We start from the raw sequence: 19874 nt of genomic DNA, 5'->3' as shown, positions 1-19874 counted from the left end.
GCCCGCCCCCGCTCCGGCCCCCGTCAACCAGGGCCGCAACGCGCCTCCCGGCGGTACGGGCACCGGCGCCCGGCCTCCCAGCGGCTCCAGCTGGGGCCGCGGCAACAACGCCGCTCCCTCCAACAACGCTCGGGACAACGACAGGGACAACGACAGGGACAACAGCCGCAACAGCGGCGGCTGGGACACCCCGGCCAGCAAGAGCCGCGACGACGACAAGGACAACAACCGCGGCAACAGCAACAGCGGGAGCAGCAACAGCGGCAATAGCGGGAGCAGCGGCAGCGGCAGGAGCAGCGGCGGCTGGAGCACCCCTCCCGGTGGCAACAGCGGCGGCGGCAGCAGCGGCAGCAGCGGCAGTGGCCGGAGCAGCGGCGGTAGCAGTGGAAGCAGCGGAGGCAGCAGCGGCGGCGGCTGGAACACCGGCAAGAGCTCCGGCTCCTCCGGCAAGAGCGGATCGGGCTGGTAGGCGCTCCGCATCCTCCCTGGCGTGACCCGCGGCACCGGGCGCGGCCTTCCGTTTCCAGCGGAAGGCAGGCTCCCGGTGCCGACGTGTTTTCAACACCCGAAGGGCCTGGTGTCCGGTGCGTCCTGCCCGCGAGCGCGGCGGTGCGTCGTGAAGGGGACGGACGCCACCCGGGGACGGATTGCGTGCCGCCCCCGCCGTGAAGATGTTGCCGCCCGATGAAACACTACATTCGGGCGGCGGGTGGTGCCGTGCTCGGGCTGTTGGCGATGGCCTGTGGCGACGGCGGCTTCACACCGGACCCCGGCGTGCGGACCGAGGACGCCGAGGCGGTGGATCTGGAAAACCTTCGCATCCTCGTGACGGGCGAGGCACGCGTGTTCCCGGAGGCCGAGGGCGTGGCCGCGGCACCGGCGTCGCTCACCGGGATGGCGCTCACCGTGGAGGAGCCGCTGCGCGTGGCCGTCAACGACGCGGCCGCCACCTTCGCCACCGGCGAGGTGTCCGAGGACGGCGCCTTCCGCATCACCGACGTGCCCGTGCGAGACGTGCACCAGGGGCTCGCGGTGGGCCTGGTGCACGAGGGCCTCGTGCGCAGCACCACGCTCGTCTACGACACCGCCTTCACCGGCACCCGTCCGCGCACGGACGTCATCGACGCGCACGCATGGGCCCTGCCCATCGCGTTCGTGGATCAGCTGGGCGCCGCCGTGGGTGCGCCGCGCCTCCAGGGCCACACCGGGGACCCGGCGGCCACCCTGGCCTCCGCGGGCTTCGTGCTGGGGCGCGTGGTGGACCTGAACGGTCAGCCCGTGAGCGGCGCGCGCGTGGCGTTGAACCGCGCCGACCTGGCGGACCGCGTCTACTACCCATCCGATGACCTCACGTCCGTGGACACCGCGGGCACCGCGGCCCACGGCCTGTTCCTCTTCGTCCACTCCGGCGCCGGGGCCTCCTCCTTCCAGCTGTCCGTGGACGGCACCGACACGTACGTGCCGCGTAACGTCGACGTGGGGCCGGGCCTGGGTGTCGTCCTCACCGTGTATCCAGGCCGCTACGCACCCTGACCCAACCCTGGACAGGTCGGACATCCCCGCCTAGGACGGACATCCTCCCAACCCCGGCGTCCCATTGCCGGGGGGAGGCCAGAGGCGAGATGTTGTGGCAGGATGCAGGGCTGGCGTTCCGGGGGGACGCGGATGATGAGCGGCCAATCCATGCCACGAAGCACGGCGTTGGTCCGTGCCCTTGCGCGCAGCTCCGCGGCGGCCTCCTGCCTGGTGGGCCTGCTGGTGCTGGTGGGCTGGGCGTTGGATGTCATGGTCCTCAAGTCCATGGGCGCCGCGCTCCCCGCCATGCGCCCCAGCGCCGCGCTGGGGTTGATGCTGGGTGGGGCCGCGCTGGGACTGCGGCTGCCGGCCACTCCCCACCGCGTCCAACACCGACTGGGCACCGCGCTCGCCCTGGCCACGGCCCTGCTGGGCGCGGCGAGCCTCGTGGATGGCGTCATCACGGGAGGCAACGGCGGCCTGGACGCGCTGTTCCTGCGCGTCCTTGGCGAGGACGTCGGCGCGTCGCCGGGCATCGTGCCGTCGCCCCTGACGGGGTTGTGCCTGATGCTCCTGGGCCCGGCGCTGGCGCTGGTGGACAGGGGCCACCCGCAGCGGCTGTCGTGGTCGGACGCGCTGGTGGTGCTCGCGCTGATGGCGGCGCTGACGGGGCTCAACGGCTTCTTGCTGGGCCCGCTGGTGACGCCCGTCGCCGCTCCGTTCTTCCGGGAGCGCAGCATGGGGCTGCACACCACCTGCGTGCTGATGCTGCTGGCCATGGGCACGCTGTGCGCCCGGCCGGAGCTGGGGCTGATGGCGCGGCTCACGCGGGACACGCTGGGCGGCTTCGTGGCGCGGCGGCTGGTGCCGGTGACGCTGCTGGGGCCGCCGGTGCTGGGGCTGACGCTGGTGTTGATCCACCTGATAGGCGGGCTCAGCCACGACGCGAAGCTGCCGCTCTTCGCCACGGTGGTGGCCGCCGGCGGCGTCACGCTGGTGCTGCTGGCGGCGCGGGCGCTGGACGCGCTGGACACCGAACGCATGCGGGCCACGGCCGCGCTGGAGGCCTCCGAGGAGCGCTTCCGCACCTTCCTGGACACCGCGCCGGACCCCATGGTGGTGGTGGACGCCACCGGCCGCGTGCGCTTCGCCAACGCGGAGGCGGAGCGCGTCTTCGGCTACCGCCGGGAGGCCCTGCTGGCCCGCGAGGTGGAGCTGCTCGTACCTGAGGGGCTCCATGGCCCGGCCGCCGTTGGAGAGGGCCCGGAGCGCGCCACGGGAGGGCGGCTGGTGGTCGGGCAGAGGCAGGACGGCACCAGCGTGCCGCTGGAGGTGCGGCTGAGCCCGATGAAGGGCGAGGACGACGCCACGCGCATCGCCATCCTGCGCGACGTCACCGAGCGCCGGGACCTGGAGAAGCTGCGCGAGGAGTACGTGGGGCTCATCTCCCACGACCTGCGCAACCCGCTGAACACCATCAACCTGCGCGCCCACCTGCTCCAGCGCGCGCTGCACGAGCGGAAGCTGGAGCGCGAGGGCATCATGGCCCAGGCCATCATCCACAACGTGGAGTGGATGAGCACGATGATCGAAGAGCTGCTGGAGGGCTCGCGGCTGGAGTCCGGCCGGGTGACCCTGCGCCGTGAGGCGCGCGACCTGGGCCGCTTCCTGGAGGAGGTGCTGGAGCGCGACGTGCCGCCCGACGCGCGCGAGCGCTTCCGGCTGCACCGGGTGGATCCGCTGCCGCCGGTGCCCATGGACGCCGCGCGGCTGGAGCGCGTGGTGACCAACCTGCTGACCAACGCGCTCAAGTACAGCCCGAAGGAGACGCCGGTGGACGTGCGGCTCTCCGCCGTGCACGACCACGCCGTGGTGTCGGTGACCAACCAGGGCGCGGGCCTGTCCCCAAGGGACGCGGCGCGCCTGTTCGACAAGTACTACCGCACGGAGGACGGCCGCTCGGCGGACGGCAAGGGCCTGGGCCTGGGGCTCTACATCAGCCGGCTCATCGTGGAGGCCCACGGCGGTCACATCTGGGTGGAGAGCGAGCCGGACCGGGGCGTCACCTTCTTCTTCAGCGTGCCCCTGGAAGCCCCCGCCGCCCCCACGGCGCCCGCACCGCTGCGCCAGCGTGCGGGTTAACGTATTGGAATCACTATGAAAATGAGGCTATTCAAGCCAGCTTTCCTTAGGCTGGACTCTATTTAAGCCAAAGCCATTTGACTTAAATAATCCTCGTTCGAATGCTGGCCGAATGACTGACGCCTCAATGGCACCTTCGAGGCTGGGCCGGTTCGTGGAGACCACCGCCGCCGGAGAGCGCGTGCGGTCATTCGTCCCGCCGCCCCTGCCGCCAATCCCCTCCATCGACGTTCTGGGCCTGCTGGACCGGCTCAGCCGAGCCGACCGGGCGCTGGGCCGCCTTGATGGAATCACGGTGCTCCTGCCGAGCCAGGAACTGTTCCTCTACATGTACGTGAGGAAGGAGGCAGTGCTCTCCTCGCAGATCGAAGGGACGCAGTCGACGCTCTCCGACCTGCTCCAGTTCGAGCTCGGGGCCCAGGAAGGGCAGCCCATCGACGACGTCCGAGAGGTCTCCAACTACGTCGACGCGATGATGTACGGGCTCGAGCGCCTCAAGGAGTTGCCACTCTCGCTCCGGCTCATCCGTGAGATGCATGCGCGGCTGCTGCAAAGCGGTCGCGGAGGCACGATGGATCCAGGGGAGTTCCGTCGCTCGCAGAACTGGATCGGAGGAACGCGGCCTGGAAACGCGCTGTACGTTCCGCCTCCCGTGACGGAGCTCGACGGCTGCCTCGCTGCATTCGAGAACTTCATGCACGAGGAGCAGTCCCGGCTGCCCCCACTCATCAAGGCGGGGCTCCTGCACGTGCAGTTCGAGAGCATCCACCCCTTCCTCGACGGCAATGGCCGTATCGGACGACTCCTCGTGACGCTCTATCTGTGCGTCCACGGCGTGCTCGGGAAGCCACTGCTCTACCTGAGCCTCTACCTGAAGACGCACCGGGCCGATTACTACCGGCTGATCCAGGAGGTCCGCGAACGGGGCGCATGGGAGGCCTGGCTCGAGTTCTTCCTGGAGGGCGTCGAGAAGACAGCGAACCAGGCGTTCGACGCGGCGACAAGAATCGCCGAGCGCTTCAAACAGGACCGGGAGCTCATCAACAACAAGAGTGAGCGCACCAGCTCAGCACTTCGTGTGCACGAGTTGTTGCAGGCGCACCCGTACCTGACGTCGAACCAGCTCGTCGCTCGGACCGGGCTGACCGCTCCCACCGTCAACGCAGCGCTCGCGGACCTGGAGCGGCTGGGCATCGTGGAGGAGGTCACCGGGCGCAAGCGAGGCCGCGTCTTCGCGTACCGCGGCTACCTCGCCATCCTGAACGAGGGGACGACTCCGTTGCAGGGAGGCAGGGCCTAGCGCGGCACGAACCAGCGCGGCAGCCAGTCCGCGCCCTTCGCCGTCGTGAGCCGCGTCTGACCGGTGCCGTCCGGGCGCATCAAGTACAGGTCGGTGTCGCCGTCGCGCTCGGAGACGAACACCAGCGCCTTGCCGTCCGGGCTCCATGCCGGCATGTCGTCGCGGTGCTGTCCGTCCGTCAGCGCCACCGGCGCGCCTCCCGCCACGTCCGCCACCCAGATGCGGCTCTTGCCGTCCGGGTGCCGGGCCACGTACGCCACGCGCTTGCCGTCCGGGCTGAAGACCGCCTCGCGCTCGTCGCCCGCGAAGCCTTCTCCGGACAGGGCGCGCAGGTCCGCGCCGTCCGCGCGCACCAGGTACACGCGCTCCTTGCGCTCGCGGTTGCTCACGAACAGCAGCCACTTGCCGTCCGGGCTCCACTGCGGCGTCCGGTCCTCCATGTAGAACGTGGTGATGCGGCGGGGATCGCCCGTGCCGTCCGCGCGGAAGACGTAGACCTCCGGGTCCCCGTCACCGCTGCACACGGCCGCCACCTCCGTGCCGTCCGGGGACACCGCGGGCTCGAAGCAGCCCTCCCTCACGTGCGTCAGCTGCGTGTCCACCGCGTTCGCCTCGGGCAGCACGCGCACCACGTCGCTGAAGCCCTGCGCGTCCGACTCCGCGACCAGCCACGTGCCGTCCGGCGCCCAGCTCGCGTTGCGCGCGCGGGGCCGGGGCGGATGCAGCGCCACCTGGCGGCCTCCCTCGAGCGGCTGCAGGCGCAGCTGCTGGAAGACGCGCCCGTTCGCCTCGCCCGACGCAATCACCAGCAGCGTGCGGCCGTCCGGTGACGGCGGGCCGGGGTACTCGTCCTCCGGCGCGGAGGTGACCTGCGTCTCTTCTCCGGCGGGCGTCACCCGCCAGACGTCCTTCTGTCCCGCCCTTTCGGAGAGGAAGACGATGGTGCCCGGCAGGGCCCGCCGCTCCGCCTCCGACAGAGCACCGGGCGCCGGGGCTCCACCAGCGCCGCCGCAGCGGCCCTGACAGCCCATGGCGCCCAGCATGGCGAGCGCGGCCCACCACCGCCGTGCCCGCGAGGGCCCGGAACGCTTCCGCCGTTCAAGGCCCTCGTGCCTCACGTCAGCGCACCCGGACGGCGTCGGCCATGACCACGAAGCCCGGGGTCGTCCAGCGGCTCAGCTGCACCTTGTTCCAGCCCGCGGAGAAGCTGTACGTGCCCAGCTGCACCCACTTGCCGCCGTTGGTCTGCTGGTTGACGGACACGCGGCCCACCTCGGCGCCCGCCGCGTTGTAGGAGATGAACGGCGCCGTGGTGGAGCGGTTCGTGCCCTCCACCCACCAGGCGTCAATCGTGCGCGTCTGCGCGGTGGGCAGGTAGAACTCGAACGTGGCCGGCGCGGAGATGGCCTCCGTGGTCGCGTAGTAGTAGCCGCTGCCGTAGTAGCCGGCGCTGTAGCCGTCCGACCACGCGCCCGTCAGCGAGAACCTCGCCTTGGACGCGTCGTTGTTGGCGCTGTTGCTGTCGATGATGATGTCGCCCGTCGGCGTCGTCGTGCCGCAGTAGCTGTTCACCTTGCTGAGGTACGTGGACCACGGCCAGTTGGGGCCCGGGTCCGTGCGCGTCGCCGGCTGCAGCTTGCCGTGCGCCACGATGTGGTAGCTGTCCTTCACGATGGAGTTGTCGCGCGCGATGTCGCACGACAGCTTCGCGGACGCGTCAATCTGCCCCGCCGGGAAGGACGTCTGGCTGGCGTAGCCGCCGTGCTCGATGCCGATGGTGAAGTTGTTGGACTGCACGCCGTTGAGCCACGCCTCCTTGCCACTGTTGAGCGACGAGTCGTAGGTCGCGCCGATGTGGTAGGCCCGGTGCGCCTCGCGCACCAGCTGGGAGATTTCGGAGCCGCTCTCGTTCACCACGTAGTGCGCGCTCACGCCCGCGGCGCTGTTGGTGAGCCAGCTCCAGCACGAGCCGTAGGAGCCCTCACAGGTGTGGATGATGATCATCAACGGGTTGTGCGACCTGCTCGTGCTGTAGTTGCCCGACGGCGCCGCACGCCACACGGACGACGCGTAGTCCGGGCCCGCCGCCATGGCGCGCACCTGGGGACGGGCGAACTTCGCCTCCACCTTCACGGGCTCCAGCGACACGGCCACCGAGCCGTCCTGGTTGAGCGCCACCGCGCCCTCGTTCACCACCGCGTACACGGCGCGGTGCACGTGCTCCGCCTGCGCCTCCGGGTTGGTGATGCCGCTCAGCTGCGCCACCACCGGCGCCCACGCGGCCAGGTCCCCGCGCTCCACCTTCGCGTCCGTGGCCAGCTGGGACAGCCGCGCCGCGCCCGCGCGCAGGTTGGACAGCGCGTCCGTGCGCGCCGCCTCCGCCGTCACGCCCGCCAGCGCCGCGCCCTGCTCCAGGTCCTCACCCCGCAGCGCCATCAGGCCGAACGCCGGCTGCTGGCCCGGGAACTCCGCCTCGCCCCGCACCATCTGCCAGCGCGTCTCCGCGTAGGAGACCGCCTTGAGCAGCTCCGCCGGGACGTTGAACTCCTGCGCGGCCTGCGCGAACAGCGGGTCCATCTCACGCGGCAGCGTGCTGCCAGCCGTGTCCGTGGAGGGCTGCGACGGCGTCTCGGCCGGAGGGGCCTCGGAGGGCTGCTGCGCCTGGGGACCGCACGCGGAGAGCACCAGGGCGACGGCCGCCGCCGCGAAGGGATTGCGGAAGGTTGACATGAGGGGACTCCAAAGTCGGGGGGAGGAACTCCACACCTTCACAGCACCGTGCGTGCCAGCCGCCTCCATCCGTCACCTTCGTCCAGTTTTCTTCCTCGACCGGTGCATGCATGCTCCACCCGCTTCCGGCGCTCGGAGTTCCTTGTGACTTCAAGCACTTGAAATCACGGAATTACCTACATCCCAGGACCTGCTGTTTCACGCGGAGTCCGAGATGGCACACGGATGCCGCACTGCCGCATTTCAGGACATCCGTGACGTAACGTATTGTTACATCAATTCTTGTATTAATCACTATTTGAACCCTTGGCGGACCGAGCAGGAAGGCCGTCCGGGCGCGCGCCGCGTTGGAAGGGCCGACATGGGGCCAGGGCATCCGCTATGACGCCACCATCATGCGGCTCTTCGGTATTGGCGACACGCACCTGCCCTCCACCCGGCAGAAGGACATGCACCGCTTCGGCTGGACGGACCACCCGCTGCCCTTGCAGCGCGCGTGGGACGAGCAGGTGCGGCCGGAGGACGCGGTCATCGTCGCGGGCGACATCTCCTGGGCCACTCGCGCCCACGAGGTGATGGAGGACCTGGCGTGGCTGGACGCGCGGCCGGGGCGCAAGGTGCTGGTGCGCGGCAACCACGACTACTGGTGGGGCGACTCCGCGTCCAAGCTGCGCAAGTTGCTGGAGCCGTTCCGCACGCTGGAGGGCTTCCTCCACAACAACGCCGTGGTGCTGGGGCCGTGGGTCATCGCCGGCACTCGGCTGTGGACCGCGCCGGAAGCGCCGCCCATGCCGGGCGGGGAGATGGGCGACGAGCAGGGGGATTCCGGCTACGTGGAGCGCGAGACGCGCCGGCTCAATACGTCCATCGATGACGCGCTCAAGAAGGAGGCGGCCTCCCCCACGCCGCTCACCCGCATCATCGCGGTGCACTTCCCGCCCGTGTACGCGAACGAGCGGGCCACCGCCTTCAGCGCCCCCATTGAAGCGTTCGCCCCCAAGGTGTGCGTGTACGGGCACCTGCACTCGAGCGGCATCCCCGCGGGCTTCACCGGCGAACGGGCGGGCGTGCGCTACGTGCTCGCGTCCTGCGACGCGGCCGGCTTCGCGCCGATGCTGCTGGACGAGCGCTGACGCCCTCCCCCGGGCCTGAAGTCACGGGAGCCCCAAGGAACCCGGCGCGTTGGCCCGGGCACCGGACATGGGAGGTCGGGACGGGTGCGACGCCCGGTGAAGCGCTTTGTCGACAGGTGAAAAGAGGCCGTTAAGCTGGCTTCCGGGTTCGCCCGTGAACCAAGGAGTGGAAGTCATGCCGTCGGACAAGGCCGAACTCGCAGCGCGGATCGCCACCCTTCAGCAGGGGGACTCCGTCCGTGGACTCATCTTCAAGTCCGTCCTCGGCCTGGTGCAGCAGCACGCGGGCGCCATCGGGATGGAGCAACTGCGCGTGGGGGAGCTCAACCACGACTACGCGGAGCTGCGCTCGTATCCGGCGCGGGAGCTCCTCACGATGCTGTACAGCGCGGCGGACGTGCTGGAGAGCGCGCTCGGCGCCCAGGACGCGGTGTTCCACGCGTGCGGCGAGGTGAGCATCACCCGCTACTCCACCGGACCCGGGATGCTGGTGTTCGGCATCATCTCCCGGGGGGACCCCCAGAAGCTCTTCGCGGGCGCGCAGATGGCGTACAGCGCGGCGGTGTCCTACGGCAACCGCGAGTACCTCACGACGGGCCCCAAGTCCGGCACCCTGCGCATGCGCCGGGACATGATGCCGCCCGCGTACCACGTGGGCATCCTCACCGGTTCGCTCAAGGTGTTGGGTTTGACGGGCAAGGCCACCGCGAAGCCGCAGGGCATCGACCGCGTGGACTACGACATCGAGTGGACCTGAAGCGGGACGCGGGGCCGCGCGTCGACAGCGCTTCGGGTGCGCTCCCAGCGGACTTCCGGGAACTTCAGTCGACGCGGGTGTAGGTCACGTCCAGCTGCGCCACCACGCGCTCGCCCACGGACGCCCAGCAGGCGAAGGTGTGGTCCGCGCCGCGCACGCGGGTGCGGTGCGCGCCGAACACCACCGTCTGGCCCGCGTAGGCCAGGCTGTCCGCGGACAGCTTCACGTCCTTGGCCACGAAGCGGGCGCCGGGCGCGCGCTCCAGCGAACGGCCCAGCGTGGTCGCCATGCGCGTCATGCCGCCCGCGACGACGGCCACCGGCATCACCGGGTGCATGGCGAAGTGGCCCTTGCACAGCTCCGGGGTGACGACGAGCGAGGAGCGCATGATGTCGCTCTCCATGCGGAAGTCCTGGAGGTCCAACGGCTTGCTGTACGGGTTCTGCCGCAGCTTCGCCCACTCCTCCGGGGTGCGCTGCACGGTGTCCGAGGGACGCGGCTCGCGGCGCATCTCCTGGCGCGCCTCGCCGAACAGGCGGGTGAAGGCGGCGGCGGACAGCACGTTGTAGTCCACCTCCAGCTTGAACAGCGGCGTGCCGTCCGACGAGGACAGCAGCGTGCGCGCCGTGCAGGTGCGCTTGCCGGTGTACTCCGCCTGCGCCAGCGCCCAGAGCATGTCCGTGGCGCGCTCCTGCGGGGCCGGCTGCAGCCACTGACCGCGCGCCGCGCTGGCCAGGTAGAAGTGCTGCCCGTCCTTGGGCGCCACCAGCGCCGCGCCGCACGAGCCCAGGATGGCCAGGTGCCGGCCCGCCTCGCCCAGACCCAGCGGCATCGCCTCCGCGTCCGACGCCATCTGCACCGGCACGCGCGCCACCACCTCACCCGGCAGCACCGTCACGTCCTTCAGCGCGAAGTACGGATCACGCACGCAGATGCGCGGGTACAGCTCCTGCGCGCTCAGCACCGTGTACGGCGCCGCCTCCGACAGCGGCATCCGGGGCTCGGCCATCCACGACATGACGGACTTCACCGGAGAGACGGCCGGGGACGACACGGGGGCGGGGGAGATGGCCTGGAGCATGGAAGGGCTGACCTCGTTTCAGACGCCGGGTGCCGGGGGACACCTGGCCGTAGGGTAACCAAGTTCGATTGCGCTGGGACAGTATTTTTCTCTGCCCCGCGAAAAGATTCTCGATTCATCGACGAAAGTGTTGCTGCCCTGCCGTATTTTTCTATCTGAACCGGAAAAAATGGGCGGGGGCGGTGCAATCTGAAGCAGGCAAGCCCCTGCGTAAAGGGCTGTGTGGCAGTCAGTTCCTGACACCCCCGGGTCAAGAACACCCCTCCCCTGAGAACCCTGTCCGTGTCTTTTCAGGGGTTTACGAGGCGGAATAAACCTCAAGCCCTGTAAAACACGTGCAACACCACCCGAGTAGCTGTTCTACTCCTGGGGTGAAGTCGCGGTGCGGTAACGCTTTGGGTTACAGCTCCACCTGACTGCCCAGCTCCACCACGCGGTTGGGCGGAATCCGGAAGTAGGCGGTGGCGCTGCGGGCGTTGCGGCTCATCCAGGTGAAGAGGGCCTCGCGCCAGACGGCCATCCCGGGCTTCTTGGTGGGGATGAGCGTTTCGCGGCCCAGGAAGAAGCTGGTGCCCATCAGCTGGAACTGGAGGCCCTTCTCCCGGCAGCGCTTGAGGATGTCCGGGATGCTGGGGTTCTCCATGAAGCCGTAGCGGGCCACGACGCGCACGAAGCCCTGCTCCAGGGGCTCCACCTCCACGCGCTCCTGGGCCACCACGTGGGGAATCTCCTCCGAGATGATGGTGAGCAGCACCACCTGCTCATGCAGGATTTTGTTGTGCTTCAGGTTGTGCAGGAGCGCGGGCGGGGTGCCTTCCGGGTTGCCCGTCATGAAGATGGCGGTGCCGGGCACGCGCAGGGGCGGGTGGTCCCCGAAGCTGCCCAACAGGTCCTTGAGGCCCAGGCTGGCCGCGCGCAGCTTGCCGGCGAGGATGTCCCGGCCGCGCTTCCAGGTGGTCATCATCGTGAAGATGCAGACGGCGAGCAGCAGCGGGAACCAGCCGCCGTCAGCAATCTTCGCCGCGTTGGCGCCGAAGAAGGCCAGGTCCACCACCATGAAGAGGCTGGCGATGGGCAGGGCCACGGAGCGGCGGACGCCCCAGCGCTCCCGGGCCACCACGTAGGCCAGCACGGTGGTGATGCCCATGGTCGTCGTCACCGCGATGCCGTACGCGGCCGCCAGCCGGCTGGAGGAGCCGAAGCCCAGCACCAGCGCGATGACGCCCACCAGCAGCGCCCCGTTGACGCCGGGCAGGTAGATTTGCCCCATCTCCTCCGCGGACGTGTGCACCACCTCCATGCGCGGGCAGTAGCCCAGCTGCATGGCCTGCCGGGTGGTGGAGAAGGAGCCGGAGATGAGGGCCTGCGACGCGATGACGGCCGCGGCGGTGGACAGGGCCACGAGCGGGTACAGGGCCCAGTCCGGGGCCAGGAGGAAGAAGGGGTTTCGGGCGGCCTCCGCGTGGCGCAGGAGCAGCGCGCCCTGGCCCAGGTAGTTGAGCACCAGCGACGGCAGCACCAGCAGGAACCAGGCCCGACGGATGGGGCCCGCGCCGAAGTGGCCCATGTCCGCGTAGAGCGCCTCGCCGCCCGTCACCACCAGGATGACGGCGCCCAGCACCAGGAAGCCGTGCCACCCGTTGTCGATGAAGAACTGCACGCCGTGCACGGGCGACAGCGACCAGAGCACCGCGGGGTTGTGCAGCAGCTCCTTCACGCCCAGCACCGCCAGCACCAGGAACCACACGGTCATCAAGGGGCCGAACACCGTGCCGATGCCCGCCGTGCCCTTGCGCTGCACCATGAACAACAGCAGCAGGATGACGAGCGAGATGGGAATCACGTACGGCTGGAAGACGGGGGTGGCCACGCTCAGGCCCTCCACCGCGCTCATCACGGAGATGGCCGGGGTGATGACGCCGTCACCGTAGATGAGCGCCGCGCCGAAGAGGCCCAGGGTGATGAGCACGGGCCGCGCGCGGTGTGACTGGCCCCGGGGCCGGTGCATGGCCAGCGCCATCAGCGCGAGGATGCCGCCCTCGCCCCGGTTGTCCGCGCGCATCACGAAGATGATGTACTTCACCGACACGACGATGATGAGCGACCACACGATGAGCGACAGCACGCCCAGGACGTTGGCCGGCGTCGGCGTGACGCCGTGCGCTCCGGTGAAGCATTCGCGCAGCGCGTAGAGTGGACTGGTTCCAATGTCTCCGTAGACGATGCCCAGCGCGCTCAGGGCGAGCATCGCGATGCGTTTGGGAGATTCCGGCCCCTCCGAAGGGGCGGCCGGTGATTCCGAGGGTGCGTTCACGGCCCCCGCTTTAGCCGAACCCGGGCCCGGAGCAACCGGCGCCTTGCCGCTCCTTTGGTTTCCAGCCGCTCCAGGTGCTCCCATGTGCGCGCTTGAGCGCCCTGCCCTCGGGGGTGCCGGGCCACGGAACGAGGCAGGTGCCCGTCACCAACGCTTCCGGTGGGTGGGTGTCGAGCATCCTCAGAAGTCAGGGATGGCGGGACCTGGGACGCAGAGCGCCGCGAGCGAGGGCGTGCTCCCATGGCGGGTGCAACGGGGGGACGTGGCATGACGATGGTCGCAACCAGGCTGGGCGAGGCGCGGCAGTACGGGGCGCGGCTTCCGGAGATTGAAGAGCGGCTGGCGCTGCTGGCGGAGGCCTCGCGGGTGCTGGCGGACGCGTCGCTGGAGCCCCCGGCGGTGATGGAGCGGCTGTGCGGGTTGGTGGTGCCCCTGCTCGGCTCCGCGTGCGCGCTGCGGCTGTTGTCCGAGGACGGGTTGTGGCTGCGCACGGTGGCGTCGGCGGCGGCGGTGCCGGAGGCGCGCGTGCGGCTGCAAGCGCTGTTCACCCAGCGGGTGCGCGCGGACGAGGGCGTGGCGGCGGAGGTGCTGGACACGGGCGTGGCGCAGGGGGTGGAGGCGGTGCTGGTGCTGCCGCTGAGGGCCCGGGGGCGCGCGCTGGGGACGCTGACGGTGTGGCGGGAGGCGCCGGAGCCGGCGTCGTTCGAGTCGGGAGAGCAGCTGCTGCTCCAGGAGCTGGCGGACCGGGCGGCGCTGGCGCTGGACGTGGCGCGGGCTTACGCGTCCGAGAGGCAGGCTCGACAGGCGGCGGAGGTGGCGGCGGGAAGGCTCGCGCGGTTGCAGCACGTCACCGCGAAGCTGTCGGAGGCGCTCACCGCGGCGCGCGTGGCGGAGGTGGTGCTGGAGCAGGGGCTGGCGGTGGCGGACGCGAAGGCCGGGGCGCTGTGGGGCGTGGCGCCGGACGCGATGAGCGCCTCGCTCCTGCGCTGTGCGGGGTGCACGCCGGACGCGGCGGAGCGGCTGAAGCGGATGTCCCTGGAGGAGGACTCGCCGGTGGCGCGGGTGCTGCGCGAGTCGCGGCCGGTGTGGCTGACGGCGGAGGACGCCCTGTCGGGGTCGGAGCGGCCGGCGAACTCGTCCGCGTGTCTGCCGCTGGTGGTGGACGGACGGGCGCTGGGGGCGCTGGTGTTCACCTTCGGCCTGCCGCACGGGTTCGACGACGACGAGCGGGCCTTCCTCCAGCTGGTGGCGCACCACGCGGCGCAGGCGCTGGCGAGGGCGCGGCTGTTGGAGCGAGAGCAGCGGGCGCGGGCGGCGCTGCGCGAGGCGCACGGGACGCTGGAGGCCATCATCCAGGCGAGCCCCACGGCCATCATGCTGTTGGATCCGGACGGCACGGTGCGGCTGTGGAATCCGGCCGCGGAGCGGATGCTGGGGTGGACGGCGGAGGAGGTGCTGGGGAAGGTGTTGCCTGCCGTGCCGCCGGAGCACTGGGAGGCGTTCCGTCACGGGCTGGAGCGTGCCACGCGGGGCACGGTGCTGGACGGCGCGCCGCTGGCGGCGCGGAGGCGCGACGGTGGCGCGGTGCAGGTGGCCATGTGGACGGGGCGCGTGCACCCGGCGAGCGGCCCGCCTCAGTGCCTGAGCGTGATGGTGGACATCACCGAGCGCCAGCGTGGCGAGGCGGCGCAGCGCTTCCTCGCGGAGGCCGGCGGGGTGCTGGCGGGGAGCCTGGAGGAGGAGGAGACGCTGGAGCGCGTGGCGCACCTGGCGGTGCCGCAGTACGCGGAGGCCTGCGGCGTGTTCCTGGAGGACGAGTCCGGCGGCGTGCGCTGCGTGGCCACGGCGGGCGTCGAGGACGGTGACGTGCCGCCCCCGGGGCTCGCGGTGGTGGCGCGGGTCATCCAGTCCGGGAGGCCGGAGTCGCGCTCGGGGCTGTCGGAGGGGGACCCGTCGTACGCGCGGGCGGGCGGGACGTGCGCGTACCTGTGCGTGCCGCTGCGGGTGCGCGGGCACACGCTGGGGGCGCTGACGTTCGTCACGTCGAAGGGGGCGTACGACGCGCAGGACCTGGCGCTGGCGCAGGAGTTGGCGCGGCGGGCGGCGCTGGCGCTGGACAACGCGAGCCTCTACCGGGACGCGCGTCAGGCCATCCGCCTGCGCGAGGAGTTCCTGTCCATCGCGAGCCATGAGTTGAAGACGCCCATCAGCGCGCTGCAGCTCCAGGTGCAGAGCCTGCTGGCGGGGCTGAATCGGTCGGGGGCGGCCTTCGACCCGGAGCGGCTCAAGCGCGGACTGGAGCGGGTGGACCGGCAGGTGAAGCGGCAGACGCTGCTGGTGAACGACCTGCTGGACGTGTCCCGGTTGAGCGCGGGGAAGCTGGAGCTGGTGCTGGAGCCCTTGGAGATGGGGGCGCTGGTGCGGGAGGTGGCCGAGCGCTTCGAGCAGGAGTACGCGCGCTCGGGCACGCCGCTGGAGCTGGTGCTCGCGCCGGAGGTGCTGGGGCAGTGGGACCGGCTGCGGTTGGATCAGGTCTTCACCAACCTGTTCTCCAACGCGCTGAAGTACGGGCGGGGCAACCCGGTGCACGTGTCGTTGGAAGTGGAGGCCGACCGGGCGCGGCTGCGCGTGAAGGACGGCGGCATCGGCATCGCGAAGGAGCACCTGCCGCGCCTGTTCCACCGCTTCGAGCGCGCGGTGTCCGAGCGCAACTACGGCGGCTTCGGGCTGGGGTTGTGGATCGCCCGCCAGATCGTGGAGGCGATGGGCGGCCACATCGAGGTGGAGAGCGTGCTGGGCGAGGGGTCCACGTTCATCGTGGAGCTGCCGCGTGGCTAGCGGTGGAAGGCGGGGAGTCCCTCCGCGATGAAGCCGCAGCCGCGCTGGGACTCGCGGCGGTGGAGGACGTGGCAGCGCTCGGGGGTGGGGCAGTCGGTGTCGTGGGTGCAGGGCTGGAAGCAGTAGCCGCTGGTCTCGTCGCAGGTGAGGCCCTTCGCGCATGGGGCCTTGTCATCACAGCGGGTGCGGCACTCGAAGGCACCGGTTTCGAGGGTGGGCTCGGCGAAGCCGCGCAGGCAGTCCTGGTTCGCGGCGCAGGGCGCGGCGTCCAGGCAGGCGGGGCCCACGAAGGGGCGGCAGGTGGGGACTTCGCCCGTGTAGTCCGTCTCGCAGCGTTCGCCTTGCGGACAGGCACGGTCGCGGCAGCTGGGGACGCAGGCGCCGCGGACGCGGTAGGGATTGGGAGCGCACTCGGTGCCGGTGGCGCAGGCGTCCGGGTCGTGCACGTTGCACGGCGGGCCGCAGAACTCATGGACGCAGAGGAGCCCCGGCGCGCAGCGGCCCTCCAGCTCACGTGAGTACCCCGTGCAGCGTTCTCCGGCGCGCAGCGTTCCCTGTGGCACGCAGCGCTGGAGTACCTGGCCCGAGGCGGACGTGTCCACGGGGTGGCAGGTGTCGGACGGGGTGCAGTCCGACGCGTCGTCGCAGAAGCGGTGCAAGGGCTGACATTCGCGGAAGCCGAAGTCCGGGTGATGCGCGCACACGGTGTCGGCGGGGCACGCGTCGTCCGCGTCGCAGCGGTCCTCGCAGGTGAGGGAGCCTTGAGTGTCCGCGTGGCAGTTGGAAGGGATGTTGGTGAGCCGGATGCCATTGCTCAGCACGACGACGTCAGGAGGTTCGCTCCCTTCACTGTCCGGGTCGTCGCTGGATTCGAGGTGCAGTCGGACGGGGTCGTCCGACAGGTCCGCCTGCGCGGTGAGGTCCGGTCCGGGCCACGCGAGCCACACGCCCGTGCCCACGGCGGTCACGAGCGCGGTGAAGGCGATGAGGAGGCAGAGCTTGCGCGGAGTCACAGGTCGAGCACCTGTCGCATCCACCGCTGACTCTCCTCGTCCCGGGTCACGAGTCCGTCGAAGCGACCCGTGCGCATCATCTCCACGAGGGCCGTGTCCTGCGCGATGAGCCTTGCTGCGGCGAAGGGGAACGTCGTGGTCGAACACCTGCCTGGGATGAAGTCAGGCTCCCCCTGGAGCAGCTCCATGAACCGGGCAAGCTGGTTGAACAGCTGGTCCACGCTGGAAGCCACCGGCACCACCAACAGCTCCTCCTGCATGTCGATGTAGAGCACGGGCTGGACTCCGCGCGCATCCGCCAGCGCCGGCACGACGCCGTAGTAGTACGCGAGGTTCGAAACCTGCCCGAAGAGAACACATGCAGGGAAAGGAGCCTGTCCCCTACCCCGCAGCCATGCGTTCACGTCCAGGACTCCATCCGGGCCGGAGCCAGGACGATACAGCTCGATGTCTCCCAGCGTGGCTCGGCCCGCTCGCGAATAGATCCCGGCGAGCATGGGATCGAGCGGATGCCCCACCAGCGTTGAGCCAGGACGAGGTGCATCAGCCAATGGCGGATCCACGCTGACCCGGAAGCCATGGCGACGGCAGACCTCCGTCAGCCTCGTCCATCCAAGTACCTCCGCATCCAGTCCCGCCAAGCGAACGCGCCTCCTGAAACGCCAGGGCCTACAACCCCAGCACGGCCGCGACTTCCTTCAGCGCGGCCTTCTCCGCGGAAGCAAGCGCAGCTCCCGACTTCGACGGATCGTACAGGACGTGAAACCACCGTCCGAAGTGGTTGTGCGTGATGTGAGCGATTTCCTCCACCTCCCTGGCGGAGACGCTCTTCGTGTTCGTCCGCACGAACGTCCAGACCGAGTTGACGCTCGAATGGACCTCCCGCGCCATGCCCACCAGGTTCTCCGCCACGTTGACACCGCGGGTGGGAAACAGGTGGGCATGCTCGATGGGCACCAGATGGTGCACCTGATACGTCCCCAGGAGGTCCTTCCCCAAGGCTTGTGCCAACTGGGGCCGGTGCACCTCGAAGTACTCCTGTCGAGCCCACTCCCTGAGCTTGTCCTTCGAGTACTTGTCCGTGATGGGCCTTCGGAGTTGGTGTTCCATCCCCTTCAGCAATGACTGGAGCTCAGCCTGCTCCCCAGCCTTGAGTGCCATCAGGCCCTCTGCCTCCACCTTCATCCAGATGCGCTGGAGGGCTTCGCGCTCGGCGGGCGGCGTGCGGATCAACACCGTGCGGAACCACTGCGCGGCCTTCGCCCCTCCTCTCCCGAGCACCGAGACCACCGTGGGCGCGACGGCCTCCATCGCGCCGAGCGCGCCCTTCGCGATGAAGCCTCCCACGTACCAGTACGCGAGCTGCTCGAAGGACCACACGCCCGCGAGGCGCGCACTGTCCTTCACCTCCTCACGCCAGCGCCGGAGGATGTCCTCCTGCATCGCCCGGTACTCCTTGGCGATGTCCTGCATCTCCTCTGGAGGCTCGGAAGGTTCGAGCGTCGTCGCCGCCACCACCCGCCAGCGTGGCTCGGCTTCACCGCGCACGTGCCTTCCCTCCAGATCCACTTCGACGGTGCGGCTTCCCACCGCGTTCACGAAGGGCAACAACGCCTGCACCACCGGCATGCGCAGGTCAGCGCTCCCGGGAGCGGTCCTCCGGCCCGACCCCTCCTGGACCTCGAAGACGACCAACTCCACCTCCGGATGCAATCGCAGGCCTTCGAACTGGAGCCTTGCCCTCTCATGCACCCGGCCCTCCCAGGGCACGCGAGACGCGGGCAGCAGCTGCCGGGACACTGTCAGCGCATCCGACACCAGGGGCCCGGATGCTCCCGGCAGGGACTCGGGCACCGTTCGCGCGTGGACCGCGACCGACCCGCGGACCGTCTCCAGATCGAAGCGCCAGCGCTCCACCCCGCGCTCCAGCGAGAAGCGCACGCGGCGAGGTTTCACGCCCACCAGCGTGGACAGGCTCCGCGTCAGCTCGCGGGAGAACCCGCTCCACTCCACGGCCGCACCGGCGCCCTGGCCTGTCGCCGTGCGCCGGAAGGACACCAACGTCAGCGCACCGTCGTGCACCTGGTAGTCGAAGGTCCACGCCTCGCCCGGAACTCCGCGCGCACCCGCGACCTCCCAGAGCTCACGCACCACCCGGGCCGCTTCCGCCTGCCGGGCGCGCTCACCTCCCACAGGCCCGGCACGCTCCAGCGCCCCCTCTCGCGTGAATCCGAGGCCCGCGCGCTCGGCCGGGGTGTCGTCACCCGTCGCTGCTTCGAACGACTCGCGCTCGAAGGAGCCTTCGCTCGCGCACGCGGCCAGCGCGAACACCCATAGGAGCCCCAACACCGGCGGCATCCGGTGCCAGGCCCCCTCTCCATGGGAAACGGAACGCGTCATCGCGTCCCGAGCCTACGGGGAAACTACAGCGCCAGGAGCAGCAGCGACGCCTGCTCCGCGGGCGAGGCCGCGAGGAAGGCGTCCGGCAGCGTGATGACCGTGGGCGGCATGAACGAACGGTCGCAGCTGCGCTTCCCCTCGTAGGTGCGGCCCTCCTCCTTCGCCTTCAGCCGGTACGTGCAGTCGCGCACGTACACCGTCAACTCCTGCGGCGACAGCGTCAGGTTGACGGGGCGCCCGTAGAAGCCGCCCTTCGCCTTCACCGCGTCGCCGTCCTTCTTCACTTCCAGGTTCACCACCGAGGTCCCGATGTTGCCCTTCACCTTCTCGCCCTCCAGCCTCAGCGTCACCGGGGCGTCCGCCACGCGGCCTCGCAGCTCGCCTGGAAGACGGGACACCTGGAACTCGGGGCCCGTGACGTTGTCCGGCGTCATCCGCAGGTTGAACTGCGTCCGCGCCACGCTGAAGGCAATCTGGTCCTGCTCCGAGGACGCCCACGCTCCGCCCACACCCGCGAGCACCGCCAACACTCCCACACCCCGACGCAATGACTGTCTGTCTCGCTTCATGGATAGGACTCTCCTCGCTGACATGGACAATGTGTAACGTCCCCGGGGCGGCGACATATCGGCCGCGCCCGGGTCCCTCCGA

The 19874-nt window shown here is 70.2% G+C and carries 14 protein-coding genes and 1 pseudogene; 7 read left to right on the top strand and 8 right to left on the bottom strand.

Annotated elements, in window-relative coordinates; translation table 11 throughout:
- The 4 genes and pseudogenes from D7X99_RS42970 to D7X99_RS33630 all read left to right on the top strand — a co-directional run.
- Positions 1–469, top strand: a pseudogene (locus D7X99_RS42970) (hypothetical protein); the annotation flags it as partial.
- A 215-nt stretch (positions 470–684) separates the two neighbouring features.
- Positions 685–1533, top strand: a complete 849-nt coding sequence (locus tag D7X99_RS33640; RefSeq protein ID WP_121781328.1) for a carboxypeptidase-like regulatory domain-containing protein — start codon at positions 685–687, stop codon at positions 1531–1533.
- A 150-nt stretch (positions 1534–1683) separates the two neighbouring features.
- Positions 1684–3657 carry a cell wall metabolism sensor histidine kinase WalK gene (locus D7X99_RS33635; RefSeq protein WP_147476340.1) on the top strand — a complete coding sequence of 658 codons (1974 nt, stop codon included), beginning with the start codon at positions 1684–1686 and terminating at the stop codon, positions 3655–3657.
- A 127-nt stretch (positions 3658–3784) separates the two neighbouring features.
- Positions 3785–4957 (top strand): Fic family protein, encoded by a 1173-nt coding sequence (locus D7X99_RS33630; protein ID WP_199756400.1) that lies wholly within the window; start codon positions 3785–3787, stop codon positions 4955–4957.
- On the opposite strand, the gene D7X99_RS33625 is transcribed toward D7X99_RS33630, so the two are convergent.
- Positions 4954–6000: a PD40 domain-containing protein gene (locus tag D7X99_RS33625; protein WP_121781325.1), complete on the bottom strand. Its 1047-nt coding sequence runs from the start codon at positions 5998–6000 to the stop codon at positions 4954–4956. The two genes, D7X99_RS33630 and D7X99_RS33625, sit on opposite strands and share 4 nt — an antisense overlap.
- 76 nt (positions 6001–6076) lie before the next feature.
- On the bottom strand, positions 6077–7687 hold the full coding sequence (locus D7X99_RS33620) for an N-acetylmuramoyl-L-alanine amidase (RefSeq protein ID WP_121781324.1): 1611 nt from the start codon (positions 7685–7687) through the stop codon (positions 6077–6079).
- 395 nt (positions 7688–8082) lie between these two features.
- Between D7X99_RS33620 and D7X99_RS33615 the strand changes: the two genes are divergently transcribed.
- Both D7X99_RS33615 and D7X99_RS33610 read left to right on the top strand, forming a co-directional pair.
- A complete protein-coding gene (locus tag D7X99_RS33615) occupies positions 8083–8820 on the top strand; it encodes a metallophosphoesterase (RefSeq protein WP_121781330.1) in 738 nt (245 codons plus the stop codon).
- A gap of 175 nt (positions 8821–8995) precedes the next feature.
- A complete protein-coding gene (locus D7X99_RS33610) occupies positions 8996–9577 on the top strand; it encodes a DUF2378 family protein (protein WP_121781323.1) in 582 nt (193 codons plus the stop codon).
- A 64-nt stretch (positions 9578–9641) separates the two neighbouring features.
- On the opposite strand, the gene D7X99_RS33605 is transcribed toward D7X99_RS33610, so the two are convergent.
- The gene (locus tag D7X99_RS33605) at positions 9642–10658 is read right to left on the bottom strand and encodes a hypothetical protein (protein WP_121781322.1); all 1017 of its coding nucleotides are present in this window, start codon (positions 10656–10658) and stop codon (positions 9642–9644) included.
- A 400-nt stretch (positions 10659–11058) separates the two neighbouring features.
- Positions 11059–12906, bottom strand: coding sequence for a potassium transporter Kup (locus D7X99_RS33600; RefSeq protein ID WP_121781321.1), 1848 nt, complete (start codon positions 12904–12906; stop codon positions 11059–11061).
- 333 nt (positions 12907–13239) lie between these two features.
- Between D7X99_RS33600 and D7X99_RS33595 the strand changes: the two genes are divergently transcribed.
- Positions 13240–15810 carry a GAF domain-containing protein gene (locus tag D7X99_RS33595; RefSeq protein WP_121781320.1) on the top strand — a complete coding sequence of 857 codons (2571 nt, stop codon included), beginning with the start codon at positions 13240–13242 and terminating at the stop codon, positions 15808–15810.
- On the opposite strand, the gene D7X99_RS33590 is transcribed toward D7X99_RS33595, so the two are convergent.
- The 4 genes from D7X99_RS33590 to D7X99_RS33575 form a co-directional block, all read right to left on the bottom strand.
- Positions 15807–16823 (bottom strand): hypothetical protein, encoded by a 1017-nt coding sequence (locus tag D7X99_RS33590; protein ID WP_121781319.1) that lies wholly within the window; start codon positions 16821–16823, stop codon positions 15807–15809. The genes D7X99_RS33595 and D7X99_RS33590 overlap by 4 nt on opposite strands.
- The gene (locus D7X99_RS33585; RefSeq protein ID WP_147476339.1) at positions 16820–17320 is read right to left on the bottom strand and encodes a hypothetical protein; all 501 of its coding nucleotides are present in this window, start codon (positions 17318–17320) and stop codon (positions 16820–16822) included. Before D7X99_RS33585 ends, D7X99_RS33590 begins: the two co-directional genes overlap by 4 nt.
- A 172-nt stretch (positions 17321–17492) precedes the next feature.
- Positions 17493–19223 carry a hypothetical protein gene (locus D7X99_RS33580; RefSeq protein WP_147476338.1) on the bottom strand — a complete coding sequence of 577 codons (1731 nt, stop codon included), beginning with the start codon at positions 19221–19223 and terminating at the stop codon, positions 17493–17495.
- Positions 19224–19246: 23 nt separating this feature from the next.
- The gene (locus D7X99_RS33575) at positions 19247–19792 is read right to left on the bottom strand and encodes a hypothetical protein (RefSeq protein ID WP_121754300.1); all 546 of its coding nucleotides are present in this window, start codon (positions 19790–19792) and stop codon (positions 19247–19249) included.
- Positions 19793–19874: the final 82 nt, after the last annotated feature.

Source organism: Corallococcus sp. AB032C, assembly GCF_003668935.1.
GTDB classification, from domain to species: domain Bacteria; phylum Myxococcota; class Myxococcia; order Myxococcales; family Myxococcaceae; genus Corallococcus; species Corallococcus exiguus.
The sequence above is the reverse complement of the archived record's forward strand: the minus strand, read 5'-3'. Positions and strand labels throughout refer to the sequence as shown.